The following is a 23411-nucleotide window of genomic DNA, read 5'->3' on the forward strand; positions in this document are numbered from 1 at the left end:
TAGCAATCGGGTGGGGACAAACTCAGCGATCGAGACGCGCCACCCCGGCCCAGGTAGCGGAACGCTCCGCCGGAAGCTCATTCGGGTCCGCAGGGTCCGGGTTCCAGTGCGGCGGGTACACCAGACCTGGCTCGATGAGCTCCCAGCCACACGCCGTCAGCAGCTCCGTGATCTCGGCCTTACTGCGCATCGTCACCGGGGTGGCGGTGTTCTCAGCGAACCAGTCGATCACCCGCTGCGCCTCCTCGGCGCGGTTGTCTGCCGTGATCTGCGAGAACACGAGGCATGAGCCCGACGGCAACGCATCGGTGTAGGTCCGCAGGACTCGTTCGGGGTCGGCTTCTGGATCGACGTAGTGCAGTGCAGCGACCATCAGCAGCCCGATCGGCTGGTCGAAGTCCAACAGTCGCCGTGTCGGCTCGGCGGAGAGAACGGCGTCCGGGTTTCGCAGGTCCTCACCGACTATGTCCGCGTTCGGTTCGTCGGCCAGCAGGCGCTTCGTGTCAGACACGGCGACGGGCTCGTTGTCCACGTACACGGTCCTGGCGGCGGGGTTGAGGCGCTGGGCGATCTCGTGCACGTTGCCGACGGTGGGGATGCCGGAGCCGAGGTCGAGGAACTGACCGATGCCCTTGTTCACGCAGTACCGCACTGCGCGCCCGAGGAAGGCTCTGTTGGCTCGGGCTACGAACGGGCCGTTCGGGGCGATCTCCTCGCGGATGCGGTGGGATGCGTCGCGATCGGCGCGGGTGTTGCGGGACCCGCCGAGGTCGTAGTCGTAGATCCGGGCGGCGCTGGGCTGGTTGTGCGAACTCATCGGGGCCTCATCCGGGACGTCCAGTTGCGGATACCTGCGATCTTTCATCATCGCCTCCCGGGGTTGGCCGAGTCACTGCCTCGTCAAGATCATCGACGCAGTGTGATCTATTGGCACGGAGAGTATCTAACTTGGCTGTTCGGTGTGCCTGCCTCTCGGCTTTGCGCAGGTAGCTGCAGGTTCGGTCAGCAGAATGCCCCGGCGTTGGCCGGGGCATTCGTGTCTGCGACGTTCAGGCCATCGAGGCCAAGGCGGCCAGGTCCGGCAGCATCAGCGCGCCGACGAGCACGAGGCACACCACCTCGATCACGCCCTCGATCGCCTTCCCGGACTTCGAGCCCACCCGCCATCGCATCGGCTTCGGCAGCACGTGGCTTCGCCTCCACCGCGAGCCGGGGCACCGCACCGTCATCGAGCACGTGTCGCAGCGGCGGCGGATCGGCCATGTCCACGGAATCCCGCTCCTGGTGGCCGAATCCCCCGCCGAGTGCACGATCATCCCGACAGCGATCGAGACGCCGGCGAACCACCCGAGCCCCTGCAGCGCGCCCGCCCACATCAGCAGCGCGACGATCCCCACCGCCACGAGCAGCGCCACCGGATCGCGATGCGTTCGCAGCTTCTTTCGCACCCACTTCGGCCCAGACCGAGACAGCGCCCCGATCCCCGGTGCCAGCACGAGGACCATCACCACCGCGGTCACCCACGGGGACAGCAACGCCCCGAGCGCGACCAGTAAGCCCAGCGCCACGGCGAAGATCGGGGTGTGCACCAAACCGCGGTGCTCCCCATCCCCGTCCGGGTCGTGCGGCAGCCGCGTCGACCGGTACGCGACCCGGGCGAGCCACTGGAACGTCTCCCCCACCACCGCAGTCACCGGACCGCCGGAGCGGTACGCGGTCGCGCCGTCGGCGTCGAGGTCCGGAAGCAGCGCGGCGCCGGCGCCGAGGAGCGCTCCGACTGCGGTTCCTGCGACGCCGAGCTGTGCGCCCGTGATCGCACCCACGGCCCCACTCGACGCTGCTCCCGCGAGCGCTCCGGTGCATGCGTGACCGCCGTTCATCATGTCGGGATACACCTCTAATCTCGTTGAATGGCCCTGGATTTGAGCTCTGAAGTCATGAATCTGCCCGGAGTCGACGACCGGGAAATGGACCGCTTGCTGATCATGCGGGCGATGACGATGGTCACCGGGATTTACGACATCAAGCGGGAGCCGAGGTACTGGATCAGCCAGTTCGAGTCATGGCTGAACAGCTCCCGTGGAGACGGGGACCGTCTGCTTCGGCGGTACTGCATGTTGATGGTGGCGGAGCTGTGGCATCACGCCCCCGAGCAGGACCCCGCGAAGGTGCGGCAGACGGTGGAGCGGTACTACAGCAACACCTGATCGAACCCGAGCGCCCGCAGCACGTAGCGCTCCCCGCAGGACAACCGGCCAGTGCGGAACGTGTACTCATCCACGGCGTCGGTCACCGCGGTGTCGAGGTCCTGCATCGTTCGTCCCGGTCGCTGGGCGAGCTCGCACACCACGAGCTCGCCCAGTCCCGGCCACTGCGCCAGGCGCACCAGGATCTCCGTGTCGGCGATCACTTGGACCTCTTCAACGCGGCCCGCGCCTCAGCCATCGAAAGGCCCGTCGCCTGCATGATGGCCACCGGGTTCTTCGCGCAATCATCAGCAAGCGCGTGCGCCACCAGGTCATCCGGCGAAGCCGCAGTCGGCGACTTCTTCACTGGCTCCTCCACGACACCCAGCTTGGGCAGCGCCACCCGAGACGCCTCCGGCTCGTGCTCCACCTGCACTACAGGCCAGTCCAGCGGGTTCTCCAACCACGGGATCCGCGCCCGAATCTTCCGGCCAGTCATGTTGTAGCCCAGGCCGAAGGTCGGCTTCCCGTTCGGGAACTCCGAGGGCAGGTCGCGCAGCGACTCCGGCATCGGATCACCGCTGACGATCATGCCTTCGTTGCGCTTCTCCGTGGTCCTCAGCCCGATCACGTTGCCCGACGCAACCCCATCCCGGAGAGCGTTGGAGTTGCCGAGCTGCTTGAGGATCGGCGACTGGTTCGCGAAGATCAGGATGACGCCGAACTTCGCGCCCTCCTGCACCACCTGCTCGCACATCCGCACGATGTCGGTGTTGTCCACATCATCATCGGAGATCAGCCGCTTGTGCGCCTCATCCATGATGATCGGCAGCAACGGCATCCCCGGCCGAGGCTCCAACGAACCGCCACCCTGCCGCTTCAGGATGCCCCTGCGGACCTCCATGCGTTGTAGCGCGTAGCGGAGGATCTTCCGGGCGTCGTCCGCTGTCTCGCCGAACATCGCAACCCTGTTGGCCCACTGCGGAAGTGACGCTCCGCCGCCACCGTCGATGACCAACGGTTCGATCCGATCCGACATCGCGCACTCGGTGAGGATCACGTCCAGGCCGCCGGTCTTGCCGGACCGCGTCACCCCTGCCAGGAGGCCCATCAGCCCACCGGCACCAGGGTTCCACAGCTTCCACGTCATCCACTGCGCGTCCTCGGCCAGCATGATGCGGAACCGCCCGGTCTTGGGGTCGAGCGTCGGCCCCCTCCACAGCGTCGATTCCTGCAACGGGTTCGACGTCAGTACCGTCATCCGCGCCTTGCGGACGCTCACCTCGGGGATCGACTCGATGTAGACCCGGTTGTCCGGCAGGTCGTACACCGACAGGATCTTCTTCCTCTGATCGAACACGTCCCGCCAGTGCCCGCCGATCGGCTGGGTGATCTCCGCCTTCCATCCGTGCTCGAAGTCGGCGAACTCGCTGATCTCCGAGCCTGGGATCGGCTTGCCGTTCGCGGCGAGGTGCGCGTCCCACAGGTCCTGCCGCTCATCCTGGACGTCCTCGGCGGGCGCTTCGGTAGGTGCTTCAGTGGCTTCCTGCTGCTCTTCCGCCTGCGGGAGTGCCCGGGGAGTACGAACGGCGCGCTCAGCGGTCACGTCCGGGTCCGAAACGGAGTGACGCACCCAGTGCGGCAATGCCACCAACGCGCCGACGATCCACCACAGCACCGCAGCCCACGAGATTCCCCCGTATACGCCGATACCCGCCTGGAACATCGCGGCCCCGACAGCGGCGATACCCGCGTACACGCGGTCGTAGCCGCTGCTGTGCTTGTGGGCGTAGGCGTACGCCCCCGCGTCGGCGACGAAACCGCCGGCGACGATGGCGACACCCTCCATGCCTCCCGCCGCAGCGGCACCAGCGCCCACCGCGTGAGTGCCGATCAACGCAGCCGCCGGGATCAGGCCGTGCCGGTGGTTCTTCGCCAACCGTCGCAGCTCACGAACCCACTTCTGCTCGGCGAGCGACACGTCCTTGGGCTCCGGCCCGGAGGCCGGAGCGGTGTCCACTCCGGCCTGGGCATTCGTCGGCGCGCTCACGCCGACCACTCCCCGCCGGAGCGGGTGTACACCTCGACGCCACGCCGCTGCACCTCAACGAGCTCAGCGGACGTTACGTTGCAGATGTAGTCGCCAAAGCGCTCGGCGTCGTAGACGGCCCACTCGCCGGAGTTGTCGTCGACACCGACCATGGAGTGGTGGTCGACCAGGTAGTCAACGTTGCTGTCGCTCACGATTTCCCCTCTCGTCCCCCGGGCTGTCCGGGTCTGCACCCCGCCCCGACGGCGAACGTCGAGGCGGGACTGCACACCAGGCAGATCAGTCGTAGTAGGTCTTCGTCGCCACGTTCTGGCTTCCGCCCGCCTCTGCGGTGGCAGACGCCAGCCCGCTGTGGCGGTTCTCCACGTGCCGGTGCAGCTGCCGGGCCTGCTCCTCGATCGACTCGATTCCGTCGGTCAGCTCCGACAGCCGGTTGAGGGTGTCGGCGTCCAGCGACGCAGCGGTCAGCGACTCGTTCATGGAGTTGACCTTCTCCATCACGCCCTTCATCAGGCGGGCCAGCGACTCCAGCCCGGCGACGGTGGAGTCGTAGTTCTCGGCGCTGTCGTCAACGCCGTTGGTGGTGTTGACGGACTCGATTGCGGCCATGTTGTTCTCGATCTCCTTCTGTTGGGGTTCTTCCTCGGGTTCCGGGTAGATCCGCTCTGCGCTCACTCGGATCGGGCCTTGTTGCTTCTCCTGTGCGGCCTGTTCCTGGTTGCGCTGTTCACCGGCGCGGGCTCGTTGCTCTTCCTCCCGCCGTGCCTGCGCCCGCTCCGCCATCCAGCCGATGCGCGTGCGGCACTCCAGGCAGAGCGACTCGTCGCCAGGTAGCAGGCCCAGGCCGCCGCAGCCTTTGCAGCGCCGCCCGTCGTCTCCGGGCTTGCGCTCGTGGACAACCTCGATCGGCTCGTCGTTGAGGGCGCCACGCTCGAACTCCTCGTTGCGCTCTTGCACCCACTGCGGCGTCGCGTCAGGAACGCAGTCCGGGCACACCTGCTTGTACTCGGTGGAGGGCTGGAGGTCGGTCTTGCGGACCCAGCCCTTGCAGCGGCCGCAGATGTCGAGGTCAACCACGTCGCCGGTACCGCGGTTCGCCTTACGCCACTGCTGGAACGCCTCGCCGAAGCTCCGCCCGTTTTCCCCGGCTACCTGGCCGAGCTTCCAGCCGCCTTTCGCGCCGGCGATCGCGCCGGAGTACACGCCCGCCGCGCCTGCTCCGACGGCGGCGAGCGCGCCCCCGGTAGTCCAGCCAGCGGCGTACGCCCACCACAGCCAACTCCGTGGACCTTTCGAGATGCCCTTGTTGAACCAGGCGGACCACGCTGCGGCCCGTTCCTGGCTCTCGCGCTCCCGCTTAGCGGAGCGCTCCGCGGCGCGGCGCTTGGCCTCATCCCATCGGGCCTGGCTGCGTACCTTGCCGTGTTCGTACGCCGTCGCCGCGATGACGGTGAGCAAGATCGGGAGGATCACGAACACCTCAGCCCCCCATCATGGCCGCGATACCAGCCACGCCGCCGCTAGCGGCCGACGTGGTCACCAGCTGTCCGATCTCCGCGATCCAGCCATTCCCGGCCTCGAAGAGCACCGGCAGCATGAACAGGCAGAACAGGGCGGCCTTGTCCGCCTTCTTGTCACGGCCGATGTCGTAGCTGGCGATAGCAACAGTGGCGACTGTCATCAGGAAGACGGGGCCAGGTCCAAGGTTCCTGATCGTGTTCCCCAACCAGACCCCGACAGGGAGGAGCGTCAAGCTCGACGCGCCAATCAGCATCAGGAGGGAGACGGCCCACCACTTGGGCTTCTTCTTCCAGCTCATGATCGCTACGAGCAGGAAGCAGGATGCGGCCACGATGAAGTGGATTGAGTTGACCAGTCCGGACATGAGAAATCTCCTTCGAGGGTGAGGGGTGATCAGAAAGAGCCGTTGAGGTCGGCGAAGAGGAATGCGGCGGCGATGCCAGCCAAGGCGGGCTTCGCCACGACGCGCCATCCACGACGGGGAGGGTCGAAGGCCAAGTCCACGACGAGGAACGCCGTCAACACGGTCAAGAGCAGGTGCATGACGAACATCAGGACTCCCAGGTCAGAGGACTGCTATGAGGACGACGACGATCAGGCCGATCGCGAGGAGCACGTAGAACCGCAGCGTCGTGCAGAACCAGCGGGCGGTGTCGAACACGAGCGACAGCACCAGCGGCGGGAAACCGAGCACCTTCCCCGCGATCCGCAGCGAGTCCACGTCCCCCGCCCAGTGCGCCCGGCGCCACCGCTCCACGCGGTCACGTGGGCTCGACGGGCGTGCGCGGTACACCGTGCCGTCGAACGCCTCGGTGGCAGTGGTCAACGCTTCCGACCACCAGATCTTGGAGACGTCCTTCAGCCGCGCAGGGACTCCCGGCGTGTGCCGGACCTCCATTTCCGTGCTCTCCGCGCCGTCACGCTCCGTCGACTGGGACTGCCAGTGCGCGGGGCGCACCACGTTGTCACCGCTAGCGGACTCGTGATCGGCCGTGTACTCTCCCGCGCCTGCGTGCGCACGCGCACGCGCACGCCCATAGTTGGGGTCGTTCTCGGCCTCCTGGGAGGAAGTCTTCGACTCCCACGCTTCCGGGATCGCCATCACCGACCCCCTCCTCTCGACTCGATCTGCCGACTCTCGGCAAGAAAATGCTGGCTGTAGTGCACGAACAGACGGTCACGCTCAGTGCTCGGAAGCCGGTCAATGACGCTCTGCAAGACAGCGAGCGCGACACCGACACCCGGCTTCTCGTCGAGCTGCCGCCGCAGGTGGTCCCGGCTCTTGTCCGGCAGATCCGCGGTGGCCATCCCGTTCTCCGCGTGCTGCACGAGCTGTTCACGCAGGTCACGGGCTTGCTTCTTTGATCCGTGGTGCTTGAGGGCGCTGACCAGCGCGTCCGCCGCTACCCGGTACTGCTCCTTCGGGCTGCGGGCCTTGCTGAGCCGGGCCGAGAACTCGGCGGCTGCGCGCTGGTCGCGGCGGACGCGGCGGGGCACACGCTGGCGGGTGGCCATCACGCCTCCACCCGCTCATCCGCCGCCGACTGCTCGGCGAGGAGGTGCGACCGCACCTGTCCGGCCGTCGTCTTCCCGCATCCGATCCGCTCCGCCAGGGCGCGGACGGACAGGGTCTCGATGGTGTCCGCGTCCAACTCGCGGGCCGCGTCCAGAGCCCGTTCGAAGACCGTCCGGCCGCCCTGTCCGGGCGCCTCGTCCGAGGTGTCCGACGAACCAGCGGACGCGGTGTCCGCGCCGCTGTCCGCGGTGCCGTCCGCGGCAGCGTCCGGAACCTGTCCGGCGGGGTGTCCGGCGGTGTCCGACTTGCTGTCCGCCTCCGTGTCCGCGCTGCTCAGGTCAACGGACGCGGCCTGTCCGTCGCCGCTGTCCGCCGCTGTCCGCTGTACCCGCGCCGCGCTGTCCGCAGTGGTGTCCGGAACCTGTCCGGCCGCCGTGTCCGCAGGCGTCCGCTCGCTGTCCGAGTCGTCTCCGGACAGCCTGTCCGCGAGGGTGTCCGCGGCCCGTTCCGCGATCTTGGTGGCAGTGTCCGCGAGCCGTGTCCGGACCCCGTCGAAGCGCCCCGTGGTCTCAGCGGACACCGCGATGTCCGCGGCCTGCACCGCCTTCTCCACGAGCACCAGGACGAGGCTCACGAGGAGGCAGCCGACCGGACCGGTCAGTCGCATCACGTAGTCCGCGCCGGACGGGGCGACCGGGAGGGCCTGAACGTTCGCCGCGACCGACAGGCCCAGCAGGCCGAGCTCGATGCCCCACACCCACCCGGACAGGTGAGCGCCGGCGAGAGCGAGCGCGGACCGGACGATGACGATCAGGGCCACGCCGGTCAGCAGCACCGGCTCCAGGACCCAGCCGAGGAGCCATTCGATGCTGCCGCGGGCGGCGCCGGCGGCGACGGCGTGCTGAACGCCGACGGCCGACCAGGCGCCGAGACCGAGCATCAAGAACCCGCCCGCGATGGCGGCCCACTTGCGGATCTGCCGCAGCGCGAGCGCCCGGTACGCCGGTGTCTTGCGGGCGTAGTACTCGCGCTCGGCGACGACGGCGAGCGATTCGGTCTGGTCCGCCCCGGCGGTGCGGTACCGGACCTTCGCGGAGTTGGCGCCGCGGTCCGACCGGCGGCGGTAGAGCACCCCGGTCAGCACCACGAGCGCAACCACGATCACTACGAGGGCGATCCCGGTGTTGGCGTCGATCAGGGTGCTCACTGCGTTCTCCTCTCGGATGGTTGGTTCAGCTCTGGTTGTTGAGCTCGGCACGGGCGGCGGCCCGCTGGTCTTCCATCGCCGACTGGACGTGCTGACGGATCAGGTCGCGGACGGTTTCGGCCGATTCGACCGCCGTCCGGCCAGGCCGGTAGTTGTTGCTGGACAGCAGCCGGTGGGCCTCATCGAGGTAGTCCTCGCGTGCGCCCTCGTACCGGGCCAGCTCGGCGATGCGGACGGCCACGTTCGCCGCCATGCCAACCGTGCGGGCGTCGTTTCTGTCGGTGCACTGCTCGACGGCCCGGAGCAGGTCCTCGGCGAGGACCTGGAACCGGCGCTGAGACTGGGTGATCACAAGATTTCTCCTTCTCAGCGAACGACCGTGATGACGTCGAGCCGCTCCCACTGGCGGAGGACGTCCGGCAGGTTCTCGACGCGGCCAGTGACGGCGCGCTGGTCGGACTGCGACCAGACGGCCGTGCCTCGGGGGTTCGTCGTCACGTCGGTGACCTCGTAGATGAGGTCGTCGCCGACAACGTGGTCCCCGGCCTGGACTTCTTCCAGTAGGACGGACTTGGTCTCGATCGTCATGTCCTCGTGCAGCTGGATGTTGCTCATCAGTCCTCCTCGATCACGACGAACTGCTCGATGTCGGCGCCGAGGCGCCAGTCCCGGTTCGCCGCGTCGTCAGGGCTCGTGCCGAACACGCTGCCGCCGAGGACGTGCGTGACGCGGTACTCGTGCCCGTCCCCGTCGCGGACCGTCATGCCCGGCTGGAGGTCGGCGCCTCGCACTGTCGTGGTGCTCATCGGGTCTCCTGTCCGGCTTGGAGCTGTGCCCACGCCTCGTCGCACTCGCGCTCGTAGCGGGCGCGGAACTCGTCCTCGGTGGTCGCGTAGCCGTCCTGGTCGATCCAGCCCGTGTAGCCGCCGTCTCGGAGGTCGAAGAACCTCGTGTCGGCCTCGCTCTCCGGTTGGCCGTCGGGTCGGCGGGAGGCCATCAGTCCTCGTCCCCGTCGTCCGCCCCGGCGACGTCGAGGTCCGGGTAGTCGGCGATGGCCATCTCCTCGACCTCCATGAGGTCGGCCAGCTCCTCCAGCACCTCGCGGGAGGTCCAGGTCTTCCCGTCCTCGAGGAGCCCGACGAGGTCCTTCAGGGCCCGCTCCGCGTCGATCTCGCCGCTGCGCTCGGCCACGATGCCGGTGAGCTGCGCGTGGGTCTGCTTGCCGATGTTGATGAAGCTCATGTCCTGTCTCCGTCCCTAGTTGCCTCAGTAGCCGTCTTCGTCGTCGCCGTCCCACAGCTCGACGACCAACTCCACGACCTCCGTCGCGGTCCACACCTCCTTCGACGTCAGGAGCTCCGGGGCACTCCACGAGCGCGTTGTCCGGTGAGCCATGACGTCCTCCACCATTTGCAGGACGGTCCTGGGCGGGAGGTGCTTGAGCTCGGGAGGGACGTACGGCTCCTTGAGGGGCCGGTCCCACACGGATTGCTGGGTCATGCCGCGATCTCCTCGCTCTTGATCCGGTGGGTCAGCGCCGCGACGACGTCCATGTCCTCGCGGGTAGGGATGAGTCCGGCCGCGGTAAGCCGGTCGAACGCCTCGTCCAGCAGCCACTCGCGGGCGATGCCGACGTAGGTGGACAGGTCCACCGCGGCACAAAGGGCGTCGTGGTAGCGCCGGGCGTCGAGGTCGTGCTGCGCGGTTTCGGCGTGTGCGTCGAGGCGGCGGATCAGCAGCGCCCAGTCGTTGAGGGTTCGCATCACGCCGCCTTCTCGATCAGGGCGATCAGGGCGCGGATGCCGTCGGCGGAATCCCTAGCGAACTCATCGGCCGTCGCGGATTCGCACCCGTCCTCGGCGTACTGCTGGCACGACTCAATGAGGTCCTCGAAGACGCCGTAGACGGCGTCGCCGACCTCGGCGTGCTTCGCCTGGCCGATGACGCTGGAGATCTCTGCTCCCAGCTCGCGGTCCAGGTGGGTCATGTCGTTGGCAGTGCCGATGATCTGGTCGGCCATCGGCTCCGGCGGCTGCGCCGGGCGGCGAAGTCGGGGCAGCTTCATCAGCGACCACCGGCCTTCAGCGCGAGTCCCCACGCCTCGATGTCCTCGTCAGCCGACGACCACGACACACCGCTGTCCGCGATGAACGCGTTAGCGACCTCGACCGCGGTCGCCATGCTCGTCATCCTCAACGGCAGCGTCCGGGCCAACTCCGGAGCCGTGACCTGCCACGAGCTGAACCGCAGCTCGACAACGGCACCGTTGGCGACGATGTCGGGGGTCACGACGACCAGAGGGTCCTGGCTGACCCGCATGAACGCGGCCGGGATCGAGTAGGTAGTGCCCTCCACGGACAGCGGGGTCCGGTAGGTCTTGTAGCCGATCTGGTTGTCGACGGTCGAATCGAGTCGTACGAACGCGCTCACTTCTCCTCCTTGGTCTGCGTTCCGCGCTTGTTGATCGCGTCCTGCGCCTGCTCGGTGCCGAGGCCGAGGCTGTCGACGAACGAGTCCCAGGCGTCGCCGTGGTCGGGGATCTCCGGGGTGGTCACTGGCCGATCACCTCGGTCAGGGCGTCACGCAGGCCACGGAGGCTCTCCAGCGGCAGCGTCGTGACCATGTCCGCGAGGTCTGGCGTGTAGAACGTCAGGCCGTACTCGACGCTCACGCCGTCGAGGTCCGCCGACACGTGCTTCGTCAGGGACATGCGGGTGTCGAGCTCGCTCGTCGCGAAGTCGCCGAGCTCGTGAACCTCACCGAAGTCCAGGAGCGGAGTGTTAGAGTTGAAGCTCACTGTCGATCTCCTTCGGGGATCTGAGGGCCGTCCGGTTGCCGCCGGGCGGTCCTTTTTCATGCGGCGGTCTTGGCTACGAAGTCGGCGGCGTCGACGACTCGACCGAGCCGCACCGCTTCCCTCGCCATCCGGTCGATGACCGCTGCCTCAACCACCAAGCGGCTACCGATGCGCAGCGCCGGGAACTGGTTGGCGTTGATGCGCCGGTACAGCGTCATGACCGAAAGGCCCAGCTCACGGGCAGCCTCACGCACCGTCAGGAAGCGCTTGTCGCTGTCCATAGGGCTGCTCCTCGGTGTCATTTCCTGTGTCGTTCTGGTGTCATTATTGGTACACGGAATCACACTGTCAACTCCGCCCGGCCCGCAGAACGCCCTAGCCAGGTGCCGCAGCTACCCTCAAACTGGTGTCGTTGCTGATAGGAGCGCTCATGGCCAAACCGCAGATTCACTGGGATGCAGTAGCCGACGCGATCAACGAGCGGCTCCCCGAGCTGCACATGACCCAGCAGGACCTGGCCACGACTGCGGGCGTCTCGCTGACGACCGTCCGGGATCTGCGGAACAACCGCGGAGCGCGACGCCGGAGCCCACGCATCCTCGGCGCGATCAGCACCGCCCTCGACCTTCCGTTCGGCGCGCTCGACGCCATCGCCCGCGGGCAGGAAGCACCCACCCAGACGCTCGAAGAGCGCGTTTCGCGACTGGAGTCCGAGCTCGCGGAACTCCGAAACGACGTGAAGCGCGGTCACTCTGCTTGACTGCATGACTCGACCATCGGAGCCTGACCGCGGTTGCCGCGACGGTTGCACCGTCACCAACGGTTGCCGCAGCTGACAACCCCACTAGCAACCCCGACAACAGGGGGCCTCATGCGTGATCTACACGGCGAGATCCGACAGGCGCGAAACCGCGCAGGGCTGTCGTTGTCGCAGGCAGCAGCCCGTTTCAACGCCCACAAAGGCACGCTGTCGCGCATCGAATCCGGGCAACGATCCGTGCCCGACTGGCTGCTTCGGCTCGCCCCCGAGGTGCTGCACTGTGGAGATCAGCTGGACCATCTCGGGGCGGACGCGCAACAAGCCGTCGACGCCGCCGACCCAGCGGACCCCTACACCCTGTACGTGCCCACCATCGTGGGCGGAAAGCAGGTACTCGTGCCCCTGAGTCGACGCACACTGCTGGCCGGAGCGATCGGCGCCGTCACCGTGCACGGCACCGCAACCGCAGCGCCCCTTGATCCCTCGCTCCCCGAGCACTACCGCCGCGTCCGGAAAGCCCTCACCGGGCAGGACTCGCTGCTGGGACCGGCCGAGGTCATCGGCGGCATCGACAAGCAGTTCCGCGCCATCGTCTCCACCCTCGGCAACGCCACCGGTGAACTCCACTCGCAGCTCGCCGCAGTCGCTGCACGCTTCGCTGAAACACAGGGCTGGCTCCAGGACGACATCGGCAACACCTCCGGCGGACAGACCTGGACCACGCGAGCCCTGGAGCTCGCGACCGTCGCCGGCGCGACCGACATCGCCGCGTACATCCTGATGCGGCGTTCCCAACAGGCCGTCACAGCCGGAGACGGCGGGATGGCGGTCACGATGGGCCAGGCAGCGGCCCGTCAAGCGGTGTCGAATCGGGTTCGCGCCGCGGCGTTGCAGCAGCAGGCCCGCGGACACGCGCTCATGGGCGATGAGCCAGCGACGCTGGATGCAATGGAGAAGGCGCTCGGGCTGACCGGATCGCTGGAGCCGGTGGACGTGGACACGCTGGCGCCCTGGTGCACCGCTGACTACGTCTACGCGCAGCGCGGTGCCGCGCTTCTGGCGCTGGGGAAGCCGCGTGCGGCGGTGGAGTCCTACGAGCAGGCGCTCGCCGAGTGGCCGGTTTCGTACCGGCGGGAGCGTGGCCTGCACATGGCGCGGCAGGCGCGTGCGCTGGTTGCGGCCGGAGATCAGGACGGTGCGATGTCAGTGGGCCGGGAGGCGCTGGTGATCGCGGCGGAGACGGGATCGAGCAGGACGTTCGCCGAGCTCGCCGAGGCGGCGGGTGCGGCGTCGATGCAGTGGTCGGACGAGTCGGTGCGGGACTTCCGCACGGCAGTGGAAGCGGGGAGGACGAGTTGAGCATCAGCCTGGACGAGCTGGCCGGTCGCGACGGATGGGCTGCGGCGCACGCAGAGGGGCGGCCGTTCGTCGTCTACAAGTACGCGGCGACGCTGGATGGTCGTTCGGCGGCGGAGGACGGCACGAGCCAGTGGATTACGTCTGCGACTGCCCGCGGCGAAGGGCACGTTCTGCGTGCAGCCTGCGGGGCGGTGCTCGTCGGTTCCGGCACGCAGCAGGCCGACGACCCGAGCTTGACGGTGCGCACCGACGACGAGCGTGTGCCGGAAGACCGCCGTCACCCGTGGCGGATCGTCCTCGACACCCACGCACGCACGAAGGCCGACGCGAAGATCGCCGACGGGCAGTCTCCGACGCTGCTCCTGACGAGCCCGGACGCCGACACGAGCCACCTGGACGGCTCCCCCGTCGAGATCGAGCGCATCCCTGCCGGGGACGACGGACTCGACTTGAAGGCCGCCCTGGAGGCGATCTACCGACGCGGGCACGAGGCACTCATGGTCGAGGGAGGGCCGACGGTAGCCGCTTCGCTGATCTCAGCGGGACTGGTGGATCAGGTGGTCGCCTACATCGCCCCGGCGATCCTCGGTCGTGGACGCGCCAGCCTCAACGGCGGCAGCATCACGACGATGGCGGACATCCTGCGGCTGGAGACGGTGAACGTGGAGCCGATCGGCCCGGATGTGCGGATCGTCGCCCGGGTGGGGAGCTGATCGTGGACGAGATCCCGGCTGACCTGTACGACGCCGCGCCTGTCGAGCGTGCACGCCGTTCGACTGAGCTGATCGCCGAGGTCGCAGCGGAGCGGGACAACGTCATGCGCATCCGCCGCCACGCACTCGCGGAACTGGTTGCCTCAGGCATGACGCAGACGGAGATCGCGCAGCAGACCGAGCTGAGCCGTGCCCGCATCGGGCAGATCCTCGATGACTGACCCTGCCGTCGCCGCTGCGGTCATCGTGCGCCGCGGCCGTGTCCTCCTCGTCCGGCGCCGGCGACCGGAGGGCGAGCTGGTGTGGCAGTTCCCGGCGGAGAAGCTGGAGCCGGGCGAGTCGCCCGTTCAGGCCGCGATCCGGGAGACGCTGGAGGAGACGACGCTGACGGTGTCCGAGCTCAAGGTCCTCGGCGACCGCATCCACCCGAAGACGGGGCGCGAGATGCACTACGTGGCGTGCGAGGCCGCCAGCGGGTTCGCGGCGATCGGCGACGAAGAAGAGCTGGCCGCAGTCGCTTGGGCACGGCGGGACGAGCTCGCCGAGTACGTGCCGTACGGGTTCTACGGGCCGGTGCAGGAGTACCTGGACGACGCGTTGGCGACGCCAGTGGCGGCCGAGTAAGGCCCCGCACGCACAACGGCCCCGCTCCGAGATGGAGCGGGGCCGTTGTCGTGATTCCAGATCAGCCTTGCCCGCGCTGTTGGCGCCTCCGCCATGCCGCCTGCTCGCGCTGCCGCTTCTCCTTCTCCAACTTCTCCTTTAGGTCCCCGACCCCGTATGCAGCCTTCGCGGCGAGGTTCTCGACCACTCCCCCATCGTGCAAACCATAGTCATTTGCGGCACGAATGAGTGCTGACACTGACGCCGCCTGGACAGCCGGCGCCCACTTCGCCAAGAGCTCCATCAGCTCGGGGAAGGTGTCGACCTTGAGGAACGGAGAGAACTGAGCCGCATCTGCGACCTGGAGCAGGTACCCATGCTTGCCCTGCCAGGTCTTGATGCCCAAGTCTCCTTCGCCGTCGCCGATGGAGAAGAACTCGTTCCAGCCCTGGTCCTTCATCTCCTTCGCAACGTCTGCGTCGTCTGGCAGTCGGCTGTAGAAGTCCCAGTTCTCCCAGCGGCCGTCCTTGAGCTGACGGTCGCCGAGATCGTCGTTGTCGCTGTTCGTCACGCTATTTCCTCCTTGGGAAAACCACCGTCGTAGTCGGGGCGCCTCAGCGACTCCATCTGGGGTGGACCTGCCCCATGTCCGACACCAGGGCCTCTTGGAGCACGTTCTGCGCCAGGCTCTTCGCCATCGGGTCCGGGTCATCGCCGCGCTCGCTGAGGGCCGCTTGCTCGCGGAACCAGTCGGCGGTGACCGCAACGACCATTGGGTTGTCGAGTGTCGGGTGGTCCTTCTCGTCGGCGGCGCGACGGAGGAAGTCGTGCAGTGGTTCGCCCACGCTCACGTGAGTGCCCTCTCGGGGAGGGGCTGCCTGGTCGGCGGCCGTTGATCCCGTATCGGCGAAGGACTGAGAAGCGCTACACGTCAGCGGTCGAGTGCCCGCACGAGCAGGTCCTTGATCTCGGACACGGACTCCTCGATCGACCGCACGCGTGCGTTGGTGTCGTCGTGGCTGCGGGCGAGGCGCTCTTGGCCGACCTCGACTACTCGGAGCTGGTCGGCGTGGTCGCGCTGGTTCGCGCCGAGCGCGTTGACCGCGGCGAGCACGGCTCGGTAGTCGGCCTGCGACGCTTCGAGTGCGGCGATGCGCGCTTCGAGGTCGGCGAGGGTCGTCATGGCCGTGATGGTAGCGGACCCCGGACATGCGAAGGCCCCGCCGGATGGGCGGGGCCAGGGGTCGCCGGTCAGCTGCGGTCGGATGGTGTCCGTTCCGGGATCCGCCTCCAGTCGTGATCGTCATGGTCGTGTACCGGAAGCGAGCACCGGTAGTGCACCGACATGATGACGCCCCGGTCCTCGATGCGGGTGCATTCCGCACCGCACACTGCCGCCGCCTTCGGCTGGCCCTCGTGCTCTGACTCGCACAGCTCCGCGTCCTCCTCGTCGTCATAGCTCGCGCTGCACGTGCCGCACCCCCAGGCGTCGTTCACCTGCCCGGCCATCTCGTCCTCCTTGCCGCTCGTTCGGCGGCTCGTGCCCCGACTAGGTCCGAACCTGGATCACACCCATGAGGGCCGGGGCCGCAGGTCAGTCCGCGTACGGCGCGATTACGCCACCCCCGTGATCACAGCGGCGACCGCGATGCAAACCCGGTGCGCCCACTGATCCAGCAAGTAGGCGCCACCCAACGGCGGAGCCAGCCGGTAGAACTCGCCCTTCCCGATCCGCTCCATCGCTGCGGCGAACCACGGGCGCCGGTCGATGACGAGGTGGGTCGCAGCCGAAAACGCCTGCCCCAGCAGGAACCCGGCCGGGGTGAACGTCACGCCCGGCAGCAGCCCGGCGAGCAACACCACCGTCGCGGTGCACACCGTGTAGGTGCCGACGTGCCCGAGCAGTGACCGCCACGACGTGCCCTTGTCCCGGGCCTGCCGCGAACTCTGCATGGGGTGATCCCCGGTGTCGTGGCCGATGCGCATCGCGAGGTACACCGCGAGGATCGTCAGCGTGATGGTCGTGTTCACGCCGCCGCCTCTTGCTTGATCATTCGCACCCAGTGCTCGCCGATGCCGGCGAGATGAACAACGTCTGCGACCGGGACGCCGTCATCGACCAGGTCGCGAACGCGCACCCGGAGGTCGGCCGAGATGTGCGGACGTTGCCGCCTGCCGTGCATCAGCGCGACCCGCTCCGGGGGCGGCGGGGGCGTGCCCATCCCCCGCCGCTCCTCTGGGGTCAGACCGCCGCGGACCGCGGTCCGGTCACGCTCCTTCAGTGCGGCCGCCAGGCACTCGGCGGCGACGGGGCATCGGTGGCAGATCGCCTTCCCCATCTCCGCGGCCTTGGCGCCGGCTCCCTTGTAGGACACCGGCATGAACAGTTCCGGGTCCTCGTCGCGGCAGGCCGCGTCGGCCCGCCAGTCCTGTGAAACCATTTCCTCACTCCTTCCGGGAGTAGGGGGTCGGGTGGGCCGCGAAACTCAACCCGACCCCCGCCGTGGTCAGTACTCGTTGTCGTTCACGATTCGGGCAATCTCCAGCGCCGCAGGATCCGGCTCGCCCTCGTCGTCCACGCAGTCGGTCAGCAGGTCGGCGATCAGCCCCGCCGGGACGTTGACGGACTGGCAGTCCGCCAGGCGCAGCAACGCCCGGCTGATCTCGTCGCTCACTTCTCCTCCTCGAACAGGTGCTCAACCCGCTGTTCCACATCCCGAACCAGCTGGTCGATTGCGCGCAGGCTCGTGGCGCTCGGCAGAACGGGGACGGGAAACCAGCTGTATCGGGGTCCGCCGCTGCGCTCGGCGCGCCGCTCGAGCTTCTCCACGACTGCCGTCACGGTCTCCACGTCGGGCACGAACGCGATCAGCGACCCGTAGTCCCCTGCGGTGATCAGAAACGCGGTCTCATCCGCGGGCGGTTCGGTCATCACCGGTACTCCCGCGCAAGCACCCGCACTTGCCAGGTGCTCTCGTCGTGCTTCAGCCAGCGCCCGTCCGGGACGTACCCCCAGTCGCGGAGCTGCTGGCGAGCGAACGTCCGGGAATTCGAGACGCAGAAGAACACTCCGCTCTGCACCTCGCGGGGGCCGTATTTGACGACCAGCTCGATCTCGTCCAACCCGACCGTCAGGAACGCATCCATTTCCTCTTCCTCCTACGCCTCGTCCAGGTGCGCGACCCAGTTGCCGGGCAGCGTCGCTTTCCACTGCACGCGCTCAGCGCTGTCCACGGCGAGCCAGTCGACGAGGCGTTCCGACGCCTGCGCCAACACGTCCTCGGTGCTGCCGTTGGCGCGCCATGCCTTCACGTTGAGCCGCCTCCCTTGCGCGTCGTTGGTCTCCAAGTCGGCCATGCTGCGGCTGATGGAGAGAAGTGCGGTCGTTGCCTTCATTGACGCTCCTCACGAAATCATCGTGTAGCTACACGATAGCGGGCGCATGTAGCTACACGCAAGCACGTTGTACGATCAGCATGTAGCTACACACGAAGAGGATGGCCATGGAGAAGGACACCCACACCAAGCCGCGTCAGATCCGCATCCCCGATGCCGACTGGCAGGAGTTCGAGGAGGCCGCCGCGCAGGCGGGGACGACGCGGTCAGCGTTGGTCCAGGACTTCGTCCGCTGGTACCTGCGGAGGGAGAAGGCGAAGCTGCCGCGGAGACCTACCCCCGCCGCTCCACAACATCCCCGTGAGGAGTCATCCACGCCTCAACCTGAGCAGAAGTAGGACGCCACTCCAACTCCCCGCGGGACAGGTGCAGCTCCAGATCACGGACCACGGAGGTTGCCGCGATCTCGCGGGGGATCTCCGACTTGATGTAGTCCACCAGTGCTGTTGCGACGATCTCCCGCAACAGCAACGGATCCACTCCACTGATGTCCATGGGGTCGAGGATGCCGCACCTGCCCGACAACGTCACGACTCCTCGTCATCCGGCACCGGCACGTTCGCCCACGCCTCGGCGCAGTCCCGCGCCCACCTCAACGCGACATGCGAGCGGCCCTCCTCGATCTCCTGGGCGATCCCGCCGAGAATGCCGCCGATGGTCGTGTACGTGCACTGCTGCTCCGGGGTCCACTGCTCCCCGCACGACGGGCAGGAGTAGGCCGAGCCCCACTCGGCCGTGCCGAACTTGGCGAGGTCGCAGTCCGCGCACTCCAGCACCGGGACCCGCGACGGGAAGCTCAGCACCTCGGCGCTCACGATTCCTCCCCTGCCATCTTCTTGCCGTGACGGATCAGGATCTGCACGGCCGCAGCGACCTCCGCTGGCTCGGCCAGATACGGCAGATCGAACTGCTTGGCATAATCACCCAACGCGTCACGCGTGGAGTGCGGAACCCAATACCACCCAAGGCCGGTGAAATCGTCCTGACCCTTCGGCTCGTCGTGCTCATCGCAGCGCCACACCACGTACAGGCCGTAGGTAGCCCACCCCAAGGGGCCGTCACTGTAGGACTCTCGGGCGATCTCGATGGTGAAGTCCCAGCCTTCCTCCCTGCCTCCGCTCGCGACGTTGATCCCGCGTTCCGCGAGTTCCTCGGCGACCGCATCGAAGTAGGCGTCGGCGGGCATTCCATCCTCGCGCTGCCACTGGCTCAGATTGCTTTTCACGCTGCCTCCTCCTCGGCCGTCTTGCCTTCCGCCGGGTCCAGGCCCAGCATGTCCAAGAGCCCCGCCAGGTCGTCCGCGTCCTTCGCCAGAGATGCCGTCGCACGAACCGCTCGCTGACGTTCCTCCAGCGACGGTTCGCGCACCGGTCCCACGCCCTGCGTCGGGTTGTCGCCGTACTCGCCGCTCATGCCGTCATCTCCTCGTTGTTGCCGTCAGCCTGGAACCATCCGCCGTCGGCCAGCAGCGCGTGCACCTCAGCCTCGGGCAGGTTGGACATGCGCTGCACCCACTCCTCGGCCTCGACGTCCTGCGGGTGCTGCCCGGTGAGCAGCGCAACGAAGTTGGCGAGCGTGCACGTCACCCACTGCTGGCCCGGATCACCGACGCCGCGACGCTTGTGGACAACGACCCCGGCGACCGCGTCGTCGTTTCCTCGCTCGGTCTCGGCCTCGGCTGCCCACCCAGCAAGATCGGCGCGAGCGGTGTCCTTGCACTCAATGACTACTCGACCACCGCGAAGTGCGGGGGACAGCCGGACTCCACCGATGTCGCCACGGTCCTTAGCCCCGCTCTTGGGGCGCCGATCAACGCGGTCGTCGTAGTACTCGGCGAGATAGTCAGCGACGGCGCGCTCAAAGCGGGCGCCGGCGGACTTCGCCGAGCGGCGAGTGCGTTTACGAGTGGTCACGACGCTGCACCTGCCTTGGAATCAAAGGTTTCCGCAGTAGCCGACATGGCGAGCACAGCTAGCGCGACGTTGCCGTAGACCGGGTAGAAGGCGTGCGGGTGATCGTTCGCGTACTGCGCGCCGACCTTGTTGATCCAGCGTTCGCCGTTGCGCATCTCCCGCTGGATGAGGATCGCGATTGGTTGGGGCAGAACTTTGGGGGCGTGCTGTCGGGCTTGGGACAGCAGGTTGATCGCGCTCATGCCTTCCGTTCCTCCCGCTTCAGCTTCTCCAGCTCCGATGCGACCTCGGCCATCAGGGCGGTTTGGCCTTCGGGCACCCACGACATCGCTTCAACTGCGGGCAGTCGACGGAGCAGCCGGCGGTACAGGTCCTCGCCTCGCTCGGTCGTCCGAAAGCCGTCGTCGCTGGGCTCGATCAGGCCGAGCCGGATGGCCTCAGCCTGATACCGGTAGAGGTGTCGACGATCATTGCCCTCCGCGGCGCAGATGACGACGTCTGCGATGTGTGCGTCGGCCCACGAGTAGTACATGTTCTCCTCGTCTCTTTCTTCGGGGGTAGCGCCCGCCGCCACCACGACGGCGGGCATCGAGCTCAGAAACCGGCGACCTTCACGGCCTTGCGGAGGATCGCCTCGTGGTCGAACGCCAAGCCCTCGTCCACCGCCTCGTCGGCCAGTCGCCACGCGGCCTCGCGGGCGTCGTCCATCGCAGTCGGATCGGTCATCTCGTTGACCCGTGCCATGAACGCCTCGGTGACGACATCGCCCCGCGGGTCGCGTCCTGGGGTGTCGTAGCGCCCGACCCGCAGCAGGTCGGCTTTCGACGCCGGCACACCGGTCTCCTCACCGAGCTCGCGGACGGCGGCGTCGATGTGCTCCTCGCCGTCTTCGACGAAACCGCCGGGCAGCGCCCAGCGGCCAGCGAACGGCTCCCACTTCCGTTGCACCAGCAGCACGCGCAGCTCCCCGCGCTGGTCGAGGTGCAGCAGCACCATGTCCGAGGTGCGCTTCGCGCTCACTTGCCGCTCCCGAAGTTGAAGTAGTTGTCGCCGTGATTGACGCCGTTCACCACGCCCACCCGGGCGTTGCCCGAGATCACGGGCCCCTGCACCACGTCGCCGTTGATCTCTCCGGCCTGGACAACCTCGTCCGCAGCGCCGCTGTTCTCGTTGGTCACGTCCCTGTCGCTCACGCCGTGGTCCTCTCGATCTCGTCCGGCTCGACCTCGTCCTCGGTGAACCGCGCTCCGTCCCAACGGACGATCAGCCGCGGCTGATCGATGTCCTCGTTCGCCTCGCCACCCGGCTCAATCCGGCCGCTGATGCGACCCTCGTGGTCCGCCCATCGCAGCGACCGAACCCGGTCGCCCACGGTGAAATCCATGCCGTGCTCCTCTCGTTCTGATCTGGCCGGATCAGGGGTAGATGACGCCGTCGCCATCGCATTCCCCGCAGCCCTCTCCCCAGCAGTCACAGGGGAGAATGCGGGGCTCGTCGTCCGCGTCCTCGATGCGGACGACGGGTTCCGCCTCAGTCGGAATTCCTTCATTCATGCCGATCTCCTTCAGTTTCTGATCGGGCGGACAGCGCACCGACCGGGGCCGATGCACCACCCTCGCGATCAGGACTAAAAGGGAGGTTCATCGGAGAAGTTGCTGCTGGGAGGCGCGGATCCCCACGACTCACCAGCGGACGCACCCTTGCCAGCGCCTCGCTCGACCTTGCTCACCTTCGCCGTCGCGAACCGCAGCGACGGGCCAATCGAATCGATGAGCAGGGAGGTCGCCGACCGCTTCTGCCCCGACTCCTTGTCCTCCCACTGGTCCGTCTTCAGCCGACCGGTGACGACGACCTCCATCCCGCGGGACAGGGACTCCTGGACGTACTCGGCGGTGTCGCCGAACACGGTGCCTCGCACGAAGAAGACGTCGCCGTCTTCCCACTCGTTCGTCTGCTTGTTCCTGCGGCGGGCGTTGAACGCCAGCGGCACCGTCCCTACTGCCGTTCCGGACTGGGAGAAGCGCACTTCCACGTCTCCGGTGAGTCGTCCGACTCCGGTCATCGTCGGCAGGCTCATGCCTGCACCTCCTCGTCGTCGCCCGCGATGAGCGGGATCAGCTGGTATCGCTTCGTGTCCGGGTCGATCTGCCGCCAGATGCCGCCCCACAGCCCGAGCGCCCGATCCGTTGTGGCCGCCGCGCCGCACTGAGCCCGCACCGGGCAGTGAGCACACGCCCGGCGAGCGGTTTCCCGGACGCGCTCCGGAATGCCGCGTTCCCCGTCAGCCGCGAAGAACCCGTCGTCGAACTCCGACAAGGGCGCGAGGTCGGAGCACATCGCCCGCTCGGTCCACGACAGGTCCACCTGGGCGTCGCCGCGGGCGGGCGTCATCGTGTTCGCGGCGTTCGTCTTGGCTCGAAGTCGAGCAGTCCGGTTCCGCGACGTCTCGCGCTTGCAGGTGCGGCAGCGGAAGCCGCCGGCTCCCCGGGGGATCGCGTTGTCCCCGACGAGTTCGTGCCCACGGGCGCAGGTCGGGGTGATGGTGGCGGTCATCTCGCACCACCACGGCGAAGGAAGCTGGCGCGGCGGGCCATCGACCGGAGCGCGGTGGACAGCGCGGCTGCACGTCGCTCCGCCTTCTCGGCGCGCTCGCGGTACTGCTGCATCCGAGCGCCGACCTTGCCCGAGATCGGTGATCCGGGCGTCAACGGCCAAACCTCAGCCGCAGCCAAGGCTGCTTCCGCTCGCTCCGCCCGCTCCTGCCACATCTCGGCGGCGGAGGCGTTCAGTCGTGCCACGGCGTCCAGCGCCTCGGCGCGCTGATGCTGCTCGTCCCATCCGCGTGCGACGATGTCGATGGTTTCCCACAGCTTCTCCGGCGGCAGGGGCGCAATGGCGTCCTCGTCCTTGGGGTCGTAGAGCTGGGTCATCGCGACACCTCCGACTTCCACTCGATGCCGAGCTGGGCGCCGATGCCGCGAACCTCCGCGCACGGGAAGCACGGGCCGCTGTGGCGGGCGCACTCCTCGTGCTGGTACTCACCCGCGTTGTCCTCGGTGCAGCAGTGCCTGCACACGCTGTAGACGCGTGTGCAGGTCAGCCCGAGATCTTCGACGAGGCGCACGTCCGGGTGGTCGTACACCGGGTGCCACAGGTCGGGGACGGTTTCGTAGTGCTCGTGCCCGCACTCCTCGTAAATCGGATACTCGCCGTGCCGGTCGAGGACCCGGATCAGCGGTGCGCCGAGCTGGTCGGCGGAGCGGTGGACCATCGAGAGCCGGACAACCTCGTCGCGGACTGCCTGGATGTACTCGTTCGGGGTCATCGGCCGTTTCTCCTGTCTCAGGACACACGTGTCCTGTGGTCGGAATTCGGATTGATCAGAAAATT

Annotated in this window: 53 protein-coding genes; 7 read left to right on the forward strand and 46 right to left on the reverse strand. The window is 67.8% G+C overall.

Features of this window, described 5'->3' with window-relative positions; genetic code table 11:
• Positions 1–22: 22 nt before the first annotated feature.
• Complete coding sequence (locus LCD35_RS05525) at positions 23–817, reverse strand: SAM-dependent methyltransferase (protein ID WP_225043825.1); 795 nt, start codon at positions 815–817, stop codon at positions 23–25.
• A 232-nt stretch (positions 818–1049) separates the two neighbouring features.
• A complete protein-coding gene (locus LCD35_RS05530; protein WP_225043883.1) occupies positions 1050–1883 on the reverse strand; it encodes a metal-dependent hydrolase in 834 nt (277 codons plus the stop codon).
• A 54-nt stretch (positions 1884–1937) separates the two neighbouring features.
• On the opposite strand from LCD35_RS05530, the gene LCD35_RS05535 reads away from it, so the two are divergent.
• Entirely contained in the window at positions 1938–2207 is a 270-nt protein-coding gene (locus tag LCD35_RS05535; RefSeq protein WP_225043826.1) for a hypothetical protein, read from the forward strand.
• On the opposite strand, the gene LCD35_RS05540 is transcribed toward LCD35_RS05535, so the two are convergent.
• The 21 genes from LCD35_RS05540 to LCD35_RS05635 form a co-directional block, all read right to left on the reverse strand.
• Positions 2192–2410 (reverse strand): hypothetical protein, encoded by a 219-nt coding sequence (locus tag LCD35_RS05540; protein ID WP_225043827.1) that lies wholly within the window; start codon positions 2408–2410, stop codon positions 2192–2194. The genes LCD35_RS05535 and LCD35_RS05540 overlap by 16 nt on opposite strands.
• Positions 2407–4236 carry a hypothetical protein gene (locus LCD35_RS05545; RefSeq protein ID WP_225043828.1) on the reverse strand — a complete coding sequence of 610 codons (1830 nt, stop codon included), beginning with the start codon at positions 4234–4236 and terminating at the stop codon, positions 2407–2409. The genes LCD35_RS05540 and LCD35_RS05545 overlap by 4 nt, the downstream gene beginning before the upstream one ends.
• Positions 4233–4430, reverse strand: coding sequence for a hypothetical protein (locus LCD35_RS05550; RefSeq protein ID WP_225043829.1), 198 nt, complete (start codon positions 4428–4430; stop codon positions 4233–4235). The genes LCD35_RS05545 and LCD35_RS05550 overlap by 4 nt, the downstream gene beginning before the upstream one ends.
• 85 nt (positions 4431–4515) lie before the next feature.
• Positions 4516–5694, reverse strand: a complete 1179-nt coding sequence (locus tag LCD35_RS05555; RefSeq protein WP_225043830.1) for a hypothetical protein — start codon at positions 5692–5694, stop codon at positions 4516–4518.
• Between the two features lie 22 nt (positions 5695–5716).
• Complete coding sequence (locus tag LCD35_RS05560) at positions 5717–6121, reverse strand: hypothetical protein (protein WP_225043831.1); 405 nt, start codon at positions 6119–6121, stop codon at positions 5717–5719.
• A 29-nt stretch (positions 6122–6150) separates the two neighbouring features.
• The gene (locus tag LCD35_RS05565; protein ID WP_225043832.1) at positions 6151–6309 is read right to left on the reverse strand and encodes a hypothetical protein; all 159 of its coding nucleotides are present in this window, start codon (positions 6307–6309) and stop codon (positions 6151–6153) included.
• A 13-nt stretch (positions 6310–6322) separates the two neighbouring features.
• Entirely contained in the window at positions 6323–6859 is a 537-nt protein-coding gene (locus tag LCD35_RS05570) for a hypothetical protein (protein ID WP_225043833.1), read from the reverse strand.
• Positions 6859–7272 carry a hypothetical protein gene (locus LCD35_RS05575; RefSeq protein ID WP_225043834.1) on the reverse strand — a complete coding sequence of 138 codons (414 nt, stop codon included), beginning with the start codon at positions 7270–7272 and terminating at the stop codon, positions 6859–6861. Before LCD35_RS05575 ends, LCD35_RS05570 begins: the two co-directional genes overlap by 1 nt.
• On the reverse strand, positions 7272–8480 hold the full coding sequence (locus tag LCD35_RS05580; RefSeq protein WP_225043835.1) for a hypothetical protein: 1209 nt from the start codon (positions 8478–8480) through the stop codon (positions 7272–7274). The genes LCD35_RS05575 and LCD35_RS05580 overlap by 1 nt, the downstream gene beginning before the upstream one ends.
• A gap of 25 nt (positions 8481–8505) precedes the next feature.
• On the reverse strand, positions 8506–8832 hold the full coding sequence (locus LCD35_RS05585; protein ID WP_225043836.1) for a hypothetical protein: 327 nt from the start codon (positions 8830–8832) through the stop codon (positions 8506–8508).
• Positions 8833–8846: 14 nt separating this feature from the next.
• The gene (locus LCD35_RS05590; protein WP_225043837.1) at positions 8847–9095 is read right to left on the reverse strand and encodes a hypothetical protein; all 249 of its coding nucleotides are present in this window, start codon (positions 9093–9095) and stop codon (positions 8847–8849) included.
• Positions 9095–9286 (reverse strand): hypothetical protein, encoded by a 192-nt coding sequence (locus LCD35_RS05595; RefSeq protein ID WP_225043838.1) that lies wholly within the window; start codon positions 9284–9286, stop codon positions 9095–9097. Before LCD35_RS05595 ends, LCD35_RS05590 begins: the two co-directional genes overlap by 1 nt.
• Positions 9283–9477 carry a hypothetical protein gene (locus tag LCD35_RS05600; protein WP_225043839.1) on the reverse strand — a complete coding sequence of 65 codons (195 nt, stop codon included), beginning with the start codon at positions 9475–9477 and terminating at the stop codon, positions 9283–9285. Before LCD35_RS05600 ends, LCD35_RS05595 begins: the two co-directional genes overlap by 4 nt.
• Positions 9477–9722, reverse strand: a complete 246-nt coding sequence (locus tag LCD35_RS05605) for a hypothetical protein (protein ID WP_225043840.1) — start codon at positions 9720–9722, stop codon at positions 9477–9479. The genes LCD35_RS05600 and LCD35_RS05605 overlap by 1 nt, the downstream gene beginning before the upstream one ends.
• 24 nt (positions 9723–9746) lie before the next feature.
• Positions 9747–9980, reverse strand: coding sequence for a hypothetical protein (locus LCD35_RS05610; protein ID WP_225043841.1), 234 nt, complete (start codon positions 9978–9980; stop codon positions 9747–9749).
• The gene (locus tag LCD35_RS05615) at positions 9977–10243 is read right to left on the reverse strand and encodes a hypothetical protein (RefSeq protein ID WP_225043842.1); all 267 of its coding nucleotides are present in this window, start codon (positions 10241–10243) and stop codon (positions 9977–9979) included. The genes LCD35_RS05610 and LCD35_RS05615 overlap by 4 nt, the downstream gene beginning before the upstream one ends.
• A complete protein-coding gene (locus LCD35_RS05620) occupies positions 10243–10545 on the reverse strand; it encodes a hypothetical protein (protein ID WP_225043843.1) in 303 nt (100 codons plus the stop codon). Before LCD35_RS05620 ends, LCD35_RS05615 begins: the two co-directional genes overlap by 1 nt.
• Complete coding sequence (locus LCD35_RS05625) at positions 10545–10910, reverse strand: hypothetical protein (protein ID WP_225043844.1); 366 nt, start codon at positions 10908–10910, stop codon at positions 10545–10547. The genes LCD35_RS05620 and LCD35_RS05625 overlap by 1 nt, the downstream gene beginning before the upstream one ends.
• Positions 10907–11035 (reverse strand): hypothetical protein, encoded by a 129-nt coding sequence (locus tag LCD35_RS29810; protein ID WP_255614388.1) that lies wholly within the window; start codon positions 11033–11035, stop codon positions 10907–10909. Before LCD35_RS29810 ends, LCD35_RS05625 begins: the two co-directional genes overlap by 4 nt.
• A complete protein-coding gene (locus tag LCD35_RS05630; RefSeq protein WP_225043845.1) occupies positions 11032–11277 on the reverse strand; it encodes a hypothetical protein in 246 nt (81 codons plus the stop codon). Before LCD35_RS05630 ends, LCD35_RS29810 begins: the two co-directional genes overlap by 4 nt.
• Before the next feature lie 56 nt (positions 11278–11333).
• Positions 11334–11558, reverse strand: a complete 225-nt coding sequence (locus tag LCD35_RS05635; RefSeq protein WP_225043846.1) for an AlpA family transcriptional regulator — start codon at positions 11556–11558, stop codon at positions 11334–11336.
• A gap of 125 nt (positions 11559–11683) precedes the next feature.
• Between LCD35_RS05635 and LCD35_RS05640 the strand changes: the two genes are divergently transcribed.
• The 5 genes from LCD35_RS05640 (at position 11684) to LCD35_RS05660 (ending at position 14733) form a co-directional block, all read left to right on the forward strand.
• The gene (locus LCD35_RS05640) at positions 11684–12037 is read left to right on the forward strand and encodes a helix-turn-helix domain-containing protein (RefSeq protein ID WP_225043847.1); all 354 of its coding nucleotides are present in this window, start codon (positions 11684–11686) and stop codon (positions 12035–12037) included.
• Positions 12038–12148: 111 nt separating this feature from the next.
• Positions 12149–13396: a helix-turn-helix domain-containing protein gene (locus tag LCD35_RS05645; RefSeq protein WP_225043848.1), complete on the forward strand. Its 1248-nt coding sequence runs from the start codon at positions 12149–12151 to the stop codon at positions 13394–13396.
• Positions 13393–14109, forward strand: coding sequence for a bifunctional diaminohydroxyphosphoribosylaminopyrimidine deaminase/5-amino-6-(5-phosphoribosylamino)uracil reductase RibD (ribD, locus tag LCD35_RS05650; RefSeq protein WP_225043849.1), 717 nt, complete (start codon positions 13393–13395; stop codon positions 14107–14109). Before LCD35_RS05645 ends, ribD begins: the two co-directional genes overlap by 4 nt.
• Before the next feature lie 2 nt (positions 14110–14111).
• Complete coding sequence (locus LCD35_RS05655) at positions 14112–14330, forward strand: hypothetical protein (RefSeq protein WP_225043850.1); 219 nt, start codon at positions 14112–14114, stop codon at positions 14328–14330.
• Entirely contained in the window at positions 14323–14733 is a 411-nt protein-coding gene (locus LCD35_RS05660; RefSeq protein WP_225043851.1) for an NUDIX hydrolase, read from the forward strand. The genes LCD35_RS05655 and LCD35_RS05660 overlap by 8 nt, the downstream gene beginning before the upstream one ends.
• 61 nt (positions 14734–14794) lie before the next feature.
• On the opposite strand, the gene LCD35_RS05665 is transcribed toward LCD35_RS05660, so the two are convergent.
• The 10 genes from LCD35_RS05665 to LCD35_RS05710 all read right to left on the reverse strand — a co-directional run bounded on the left by LCD35_RS05665 (position 14795) and on the right by LCD35_RS05710 (position 18108).
• Complete coding sequence (locus LCD35_RS05665) at positions 14795–15283, reverse strand: hypothetical protein (protein ID WP_225043852.1); 489 nt, start codon at positions 15281–15283, stop codon at positions 14795–14797.
• Between the two features lie 43 nt (positions 15284–15326).
• Entirely contained in the window at positions 15327–15557 is a 231-nt protein-coding gene (locus LCD35_RS05670; RefSeq protein ID WP_225043853.1) for a hypothetical protein, read from the reverse strand.
• Between the two features lie 86 nt (positions 15558–15643).
• Positions 15644–15895 (reverse strand): hypothetical protein, encoded by a 252-nt coding sequence (locus LCD35_RS05675; RefSeq protein ID WP_225043854.1) that lies wholly within the window; start codon positions 15893–15895, stop codon positions 15644–15646.
• Between the two features lie 68 nt (positions 15896–15963).
• Positions 15964–16221, reverse strand: a complete 258-nt coding sequence (locus LCD35_RS05680; protein WP_225043855.1) for a hypothetical protein — start codon at positions 16219–16221, stop codon at positions 15964–15966.
• A gap of 105 nt (positions 16222–16326) precedes the next feature.
• Positions 16327–16743, reverse strand: a complete 417-nt coding sequence (locus LCD35_RS05685) for a DUF3307 domain-containing protein (RefSeq protein WP_225043856.1) — start codon at positions 16741–16743, stop codon at positions 16327–16329.
• Complete coding sequence (locus LCD35_RS30400; protein ID WP_308016883.1) at positions 16740–17153, reverse strand: WhiB family transcriptional regulator; 414 nt, start codon at positions 17151–17153, stop codon at positions 16740–16742. The genes LCD35_RS05685 and LCD35_RS30400 overlap by 4 nt, the downstream gene beginning before the upstream one ends.
• Positions 17154–17219: 66 nt before the next feature.
• Positions 17220–17387 (reverse strand): hypothetical protein, encoded by a 168-nt coding sequence (locus LCD35_RS05695; protein ID WP_225043857.1) that lies wholly within the window; start codon positions 17385–17387, stop codon positions 17220–17222.
• Positions 17384–17644 (reverse strand): hypothetical protein, encoded by a 261-nt coding sequence (locus LCD35_RS05700; protein WP_224966261.1) that lies wholly within the window; start codon positions 17642–17644, stop codon positions 17384–17386. Before LCD35_RS05700 ends, LCD35_RS05695 begins: the two co-directional genes overlap by 4 nt.
• Complete coding sequence (locus LCD35_RS05705) at positions 17644–17859, reverse strand: hypothetical protein (RefSeq protein WP_224966262.1); 216 nt, start codon at positions 17857–17859, stop codon at positions 17644–17646. Before LCD35_RS05705 ends, LCD35_RS05700 begins: the two co-directional genes overlap by 1 nt.
• 12 nt (positions 17860–17871) lie before the next feature.
• Positions 17872–18108 carry a hypothetical protein gene (locus LCD35_RS05710; RefSeq protein ID WP_225043858.1) on the reverse strand — a complete coding sequence of 79 codons (237 nt, stop codon included), beginning with the start codon at positions 18106–18108 and terminating at the stop codon, positions 17872–17874.
• A gap of 107 nt (positions 18109–18215) precedes the next feature.
• Between LCD35_RS05710 and LCD35_RS05715 the strand changes: the two genes are divergently transcribed.
• Entirely contained in the window at positions 18216–18446 is a 231-nt protein-coding gene (locus LCD35_RS05715) for a hypothetical protein (protein WP_225043859.1), read from the forward strand.
• Between the two features lie 189 nt (positions 18447–18635).
• Here LCD35_RS05715 and LCD35_RS05720 read toward each other — a convergent pair whose 3' ends face one another.
• The 13 genes from LCD35_RS05720 to LCD35_RS05780 all read right to left on the reverse strand — a co-directional run bounded on the left by LCD35_RS05720 (position 18636) and on the right by LCD35_RS05780 (position 23346).
• On the reverse strand, positions 18636–18923 hold the full coding sequence (locus tag LCD35_RS05720; protein WP_225043860.1) for a hypothetical protein: 288 nt from the start codon (positions 18921–18923) through the stop codon (positions 18636–18638).
• Positions 18920–19333: a hypothetical protein gene (locus LCD35_RS05725; RefSeq protein WP_225043861.1), complete on the reverse strand. Its 414-nt coding sequence runs from the start codon at positions 19331–19333 to the stop codon at positions 18920–18922. Before LCD35_RS05725 ends, LCD35_RS05720 begins: the two co-directional genes overlap by 4 nt.
• Positions 19330–19521, reverse strand: a complete 192-nt coding sequence (locus tag LCD35_RS05730; RefSeq protein WP_225043862.1) for a hypothetical protein — start codon at positions 19519–19521, stop codon at positions 19330–19332. Before LCD35_RS05730 ends, LCD35_RS05725 begins: the two co-directional genes overlap by 4 nt.
• Complete coding sequence (locus LCD35_RS05735; protein ID WP_225043863.1) at positions 19518–20021, reverse strand: hypothetical protein; 504 nt, start codon at positions 20019–20021, stop codon at positions 19518–19520. The genes LCD35_RS05730 and LCD35_RS05735 overlap by 4 nt, the downstream gene beginning before the upstream one ends.
• Complete coding sequence (locus LCD35_RS05740) at positions 20018–20263, reverse strand: hypothetical protein (RefSeq protein ID WP_225043864.1); 246 nt, start codon at positions 20261–20263, stop codon at positions 20018–20020. The genes LCD35_RS05735 and LCD35_RS05740 overlap by 4 nt, the downstream gene beginning before the upstream one ends.
• Positions 20260–20610 carry a hypothetical protein gene (locus LCD35_RS05745; RefSeq protein ID WP_225043865.1) on the reverse strand — a complete coding sequence of 117 codons (351 nt, stop codon included), beginning with the start codon at positions 20608–20610 and terminating at the stop codon, positions 20260–20262. The genes LCD35_RS05740 and LCD35_RS05745 overlap by 4 nt, the downstream gene beginning before the upstream one ends.
• A gap of 5 nt (positions 20611–20615) precedes the next feature.
• Positions 20616–21041, reverse strand: a complete 426-nt coding sequence (locus LCD35_RS05750; RefSeq protein ID WP_225043866.1) for an NUDIX hydrolase — start codon at positions 21039–21041, stop codon at positions 20616–20618.
• Positions 21038–21214: a hypothetical protein gene (locus LCD35_RS05755; RefSeq protein ID WP_225043867.1), complete on the reverse strand. Its 177-nt coding sequence runs from the start codon at positions 21212–21214 to the stop codon at positions 21038–21040. Before LCD35_RS05755 ends, LCD35_RS05750 begins: the two co-directional genes overlap by 4 nt.
• Positions 21211–21405, reverse strand: a complete 195-nt coding sequence (locus LCD35_RS05760; protein ID WP_225043868.1) for a hypothetical protein — start codon at positions 21403–21405, stop codon at positions 21211–21213. The genes LCD35_RS05755 and LCD35_RS05760 overlap by 4 nt, the downstream gene beginning before the upstream one ends.
• Positions 21406–21648: 243 nt before the next feature.
• The gene (ssb, locus tag LCD35_RS05765) at positions 21649–22098 is read right to left on the reverse strand and encodes a single-stranded DNA-binding protein (RefSeq protein WP_225043869.1); all 450 of its coding nucleotides are present in this window, start codon (positions 22096–22098) and stop codon (positions 21649–21651) included.
• Positions 22095–22574: a WhiB family transcriptional regulator gene (locus LCD35_RS05770; RefSeq protein ID WP_224966275.1), complete on the reverse strand. Its 480-nt coding sequence runs from the start codon at positions 22572–22574 to the stop codon at positions 22095–22097. The genes ssb and LCD35_RS05770 overlap by 4 nt, the downstream gene beginning before the upstream one ends.
• Positions 22571–22951, reverse strand: a complete 381-nt coding sequence (locus LCD35_RS05775) for a hypothetical protein (RefSeq protein WP_224966276.1) — start codon at positions 22949–22951, stop codon at positions 22571–22573. The genes LCD35_RS05770 and LCD35_RS05775 overlap by 4 nt, the downstream gene beginning before the upstream one ends.
• Positions 22948–23346: a hypothetical protein gene (locus LCD35_RS05780; protein WP_224966277.1), complete on the reverse strand. Its 399-nt coding sequence runs from the start codon at positions 23344–23346 to the stop codon at positions 22948–22950. Before LCD35_RS05780 ends, LCD35_RS05775 begins: the two co-directional genes overlap by 4 nt.
• Positions 23347–23411: the final 65 nt, after the last annotated feature.

Origin of the sequence: Saccharopolyspora sp. 6V (assembly GCF_020176785.1) — a bacterium.
GTDB lineage: Bacteria > Actinomycetota > Actinomycetes > Mycobacteriales > Pseudonocardiaceae > Saccharopolyspora_C > Saccharopolyspora_C gregorii.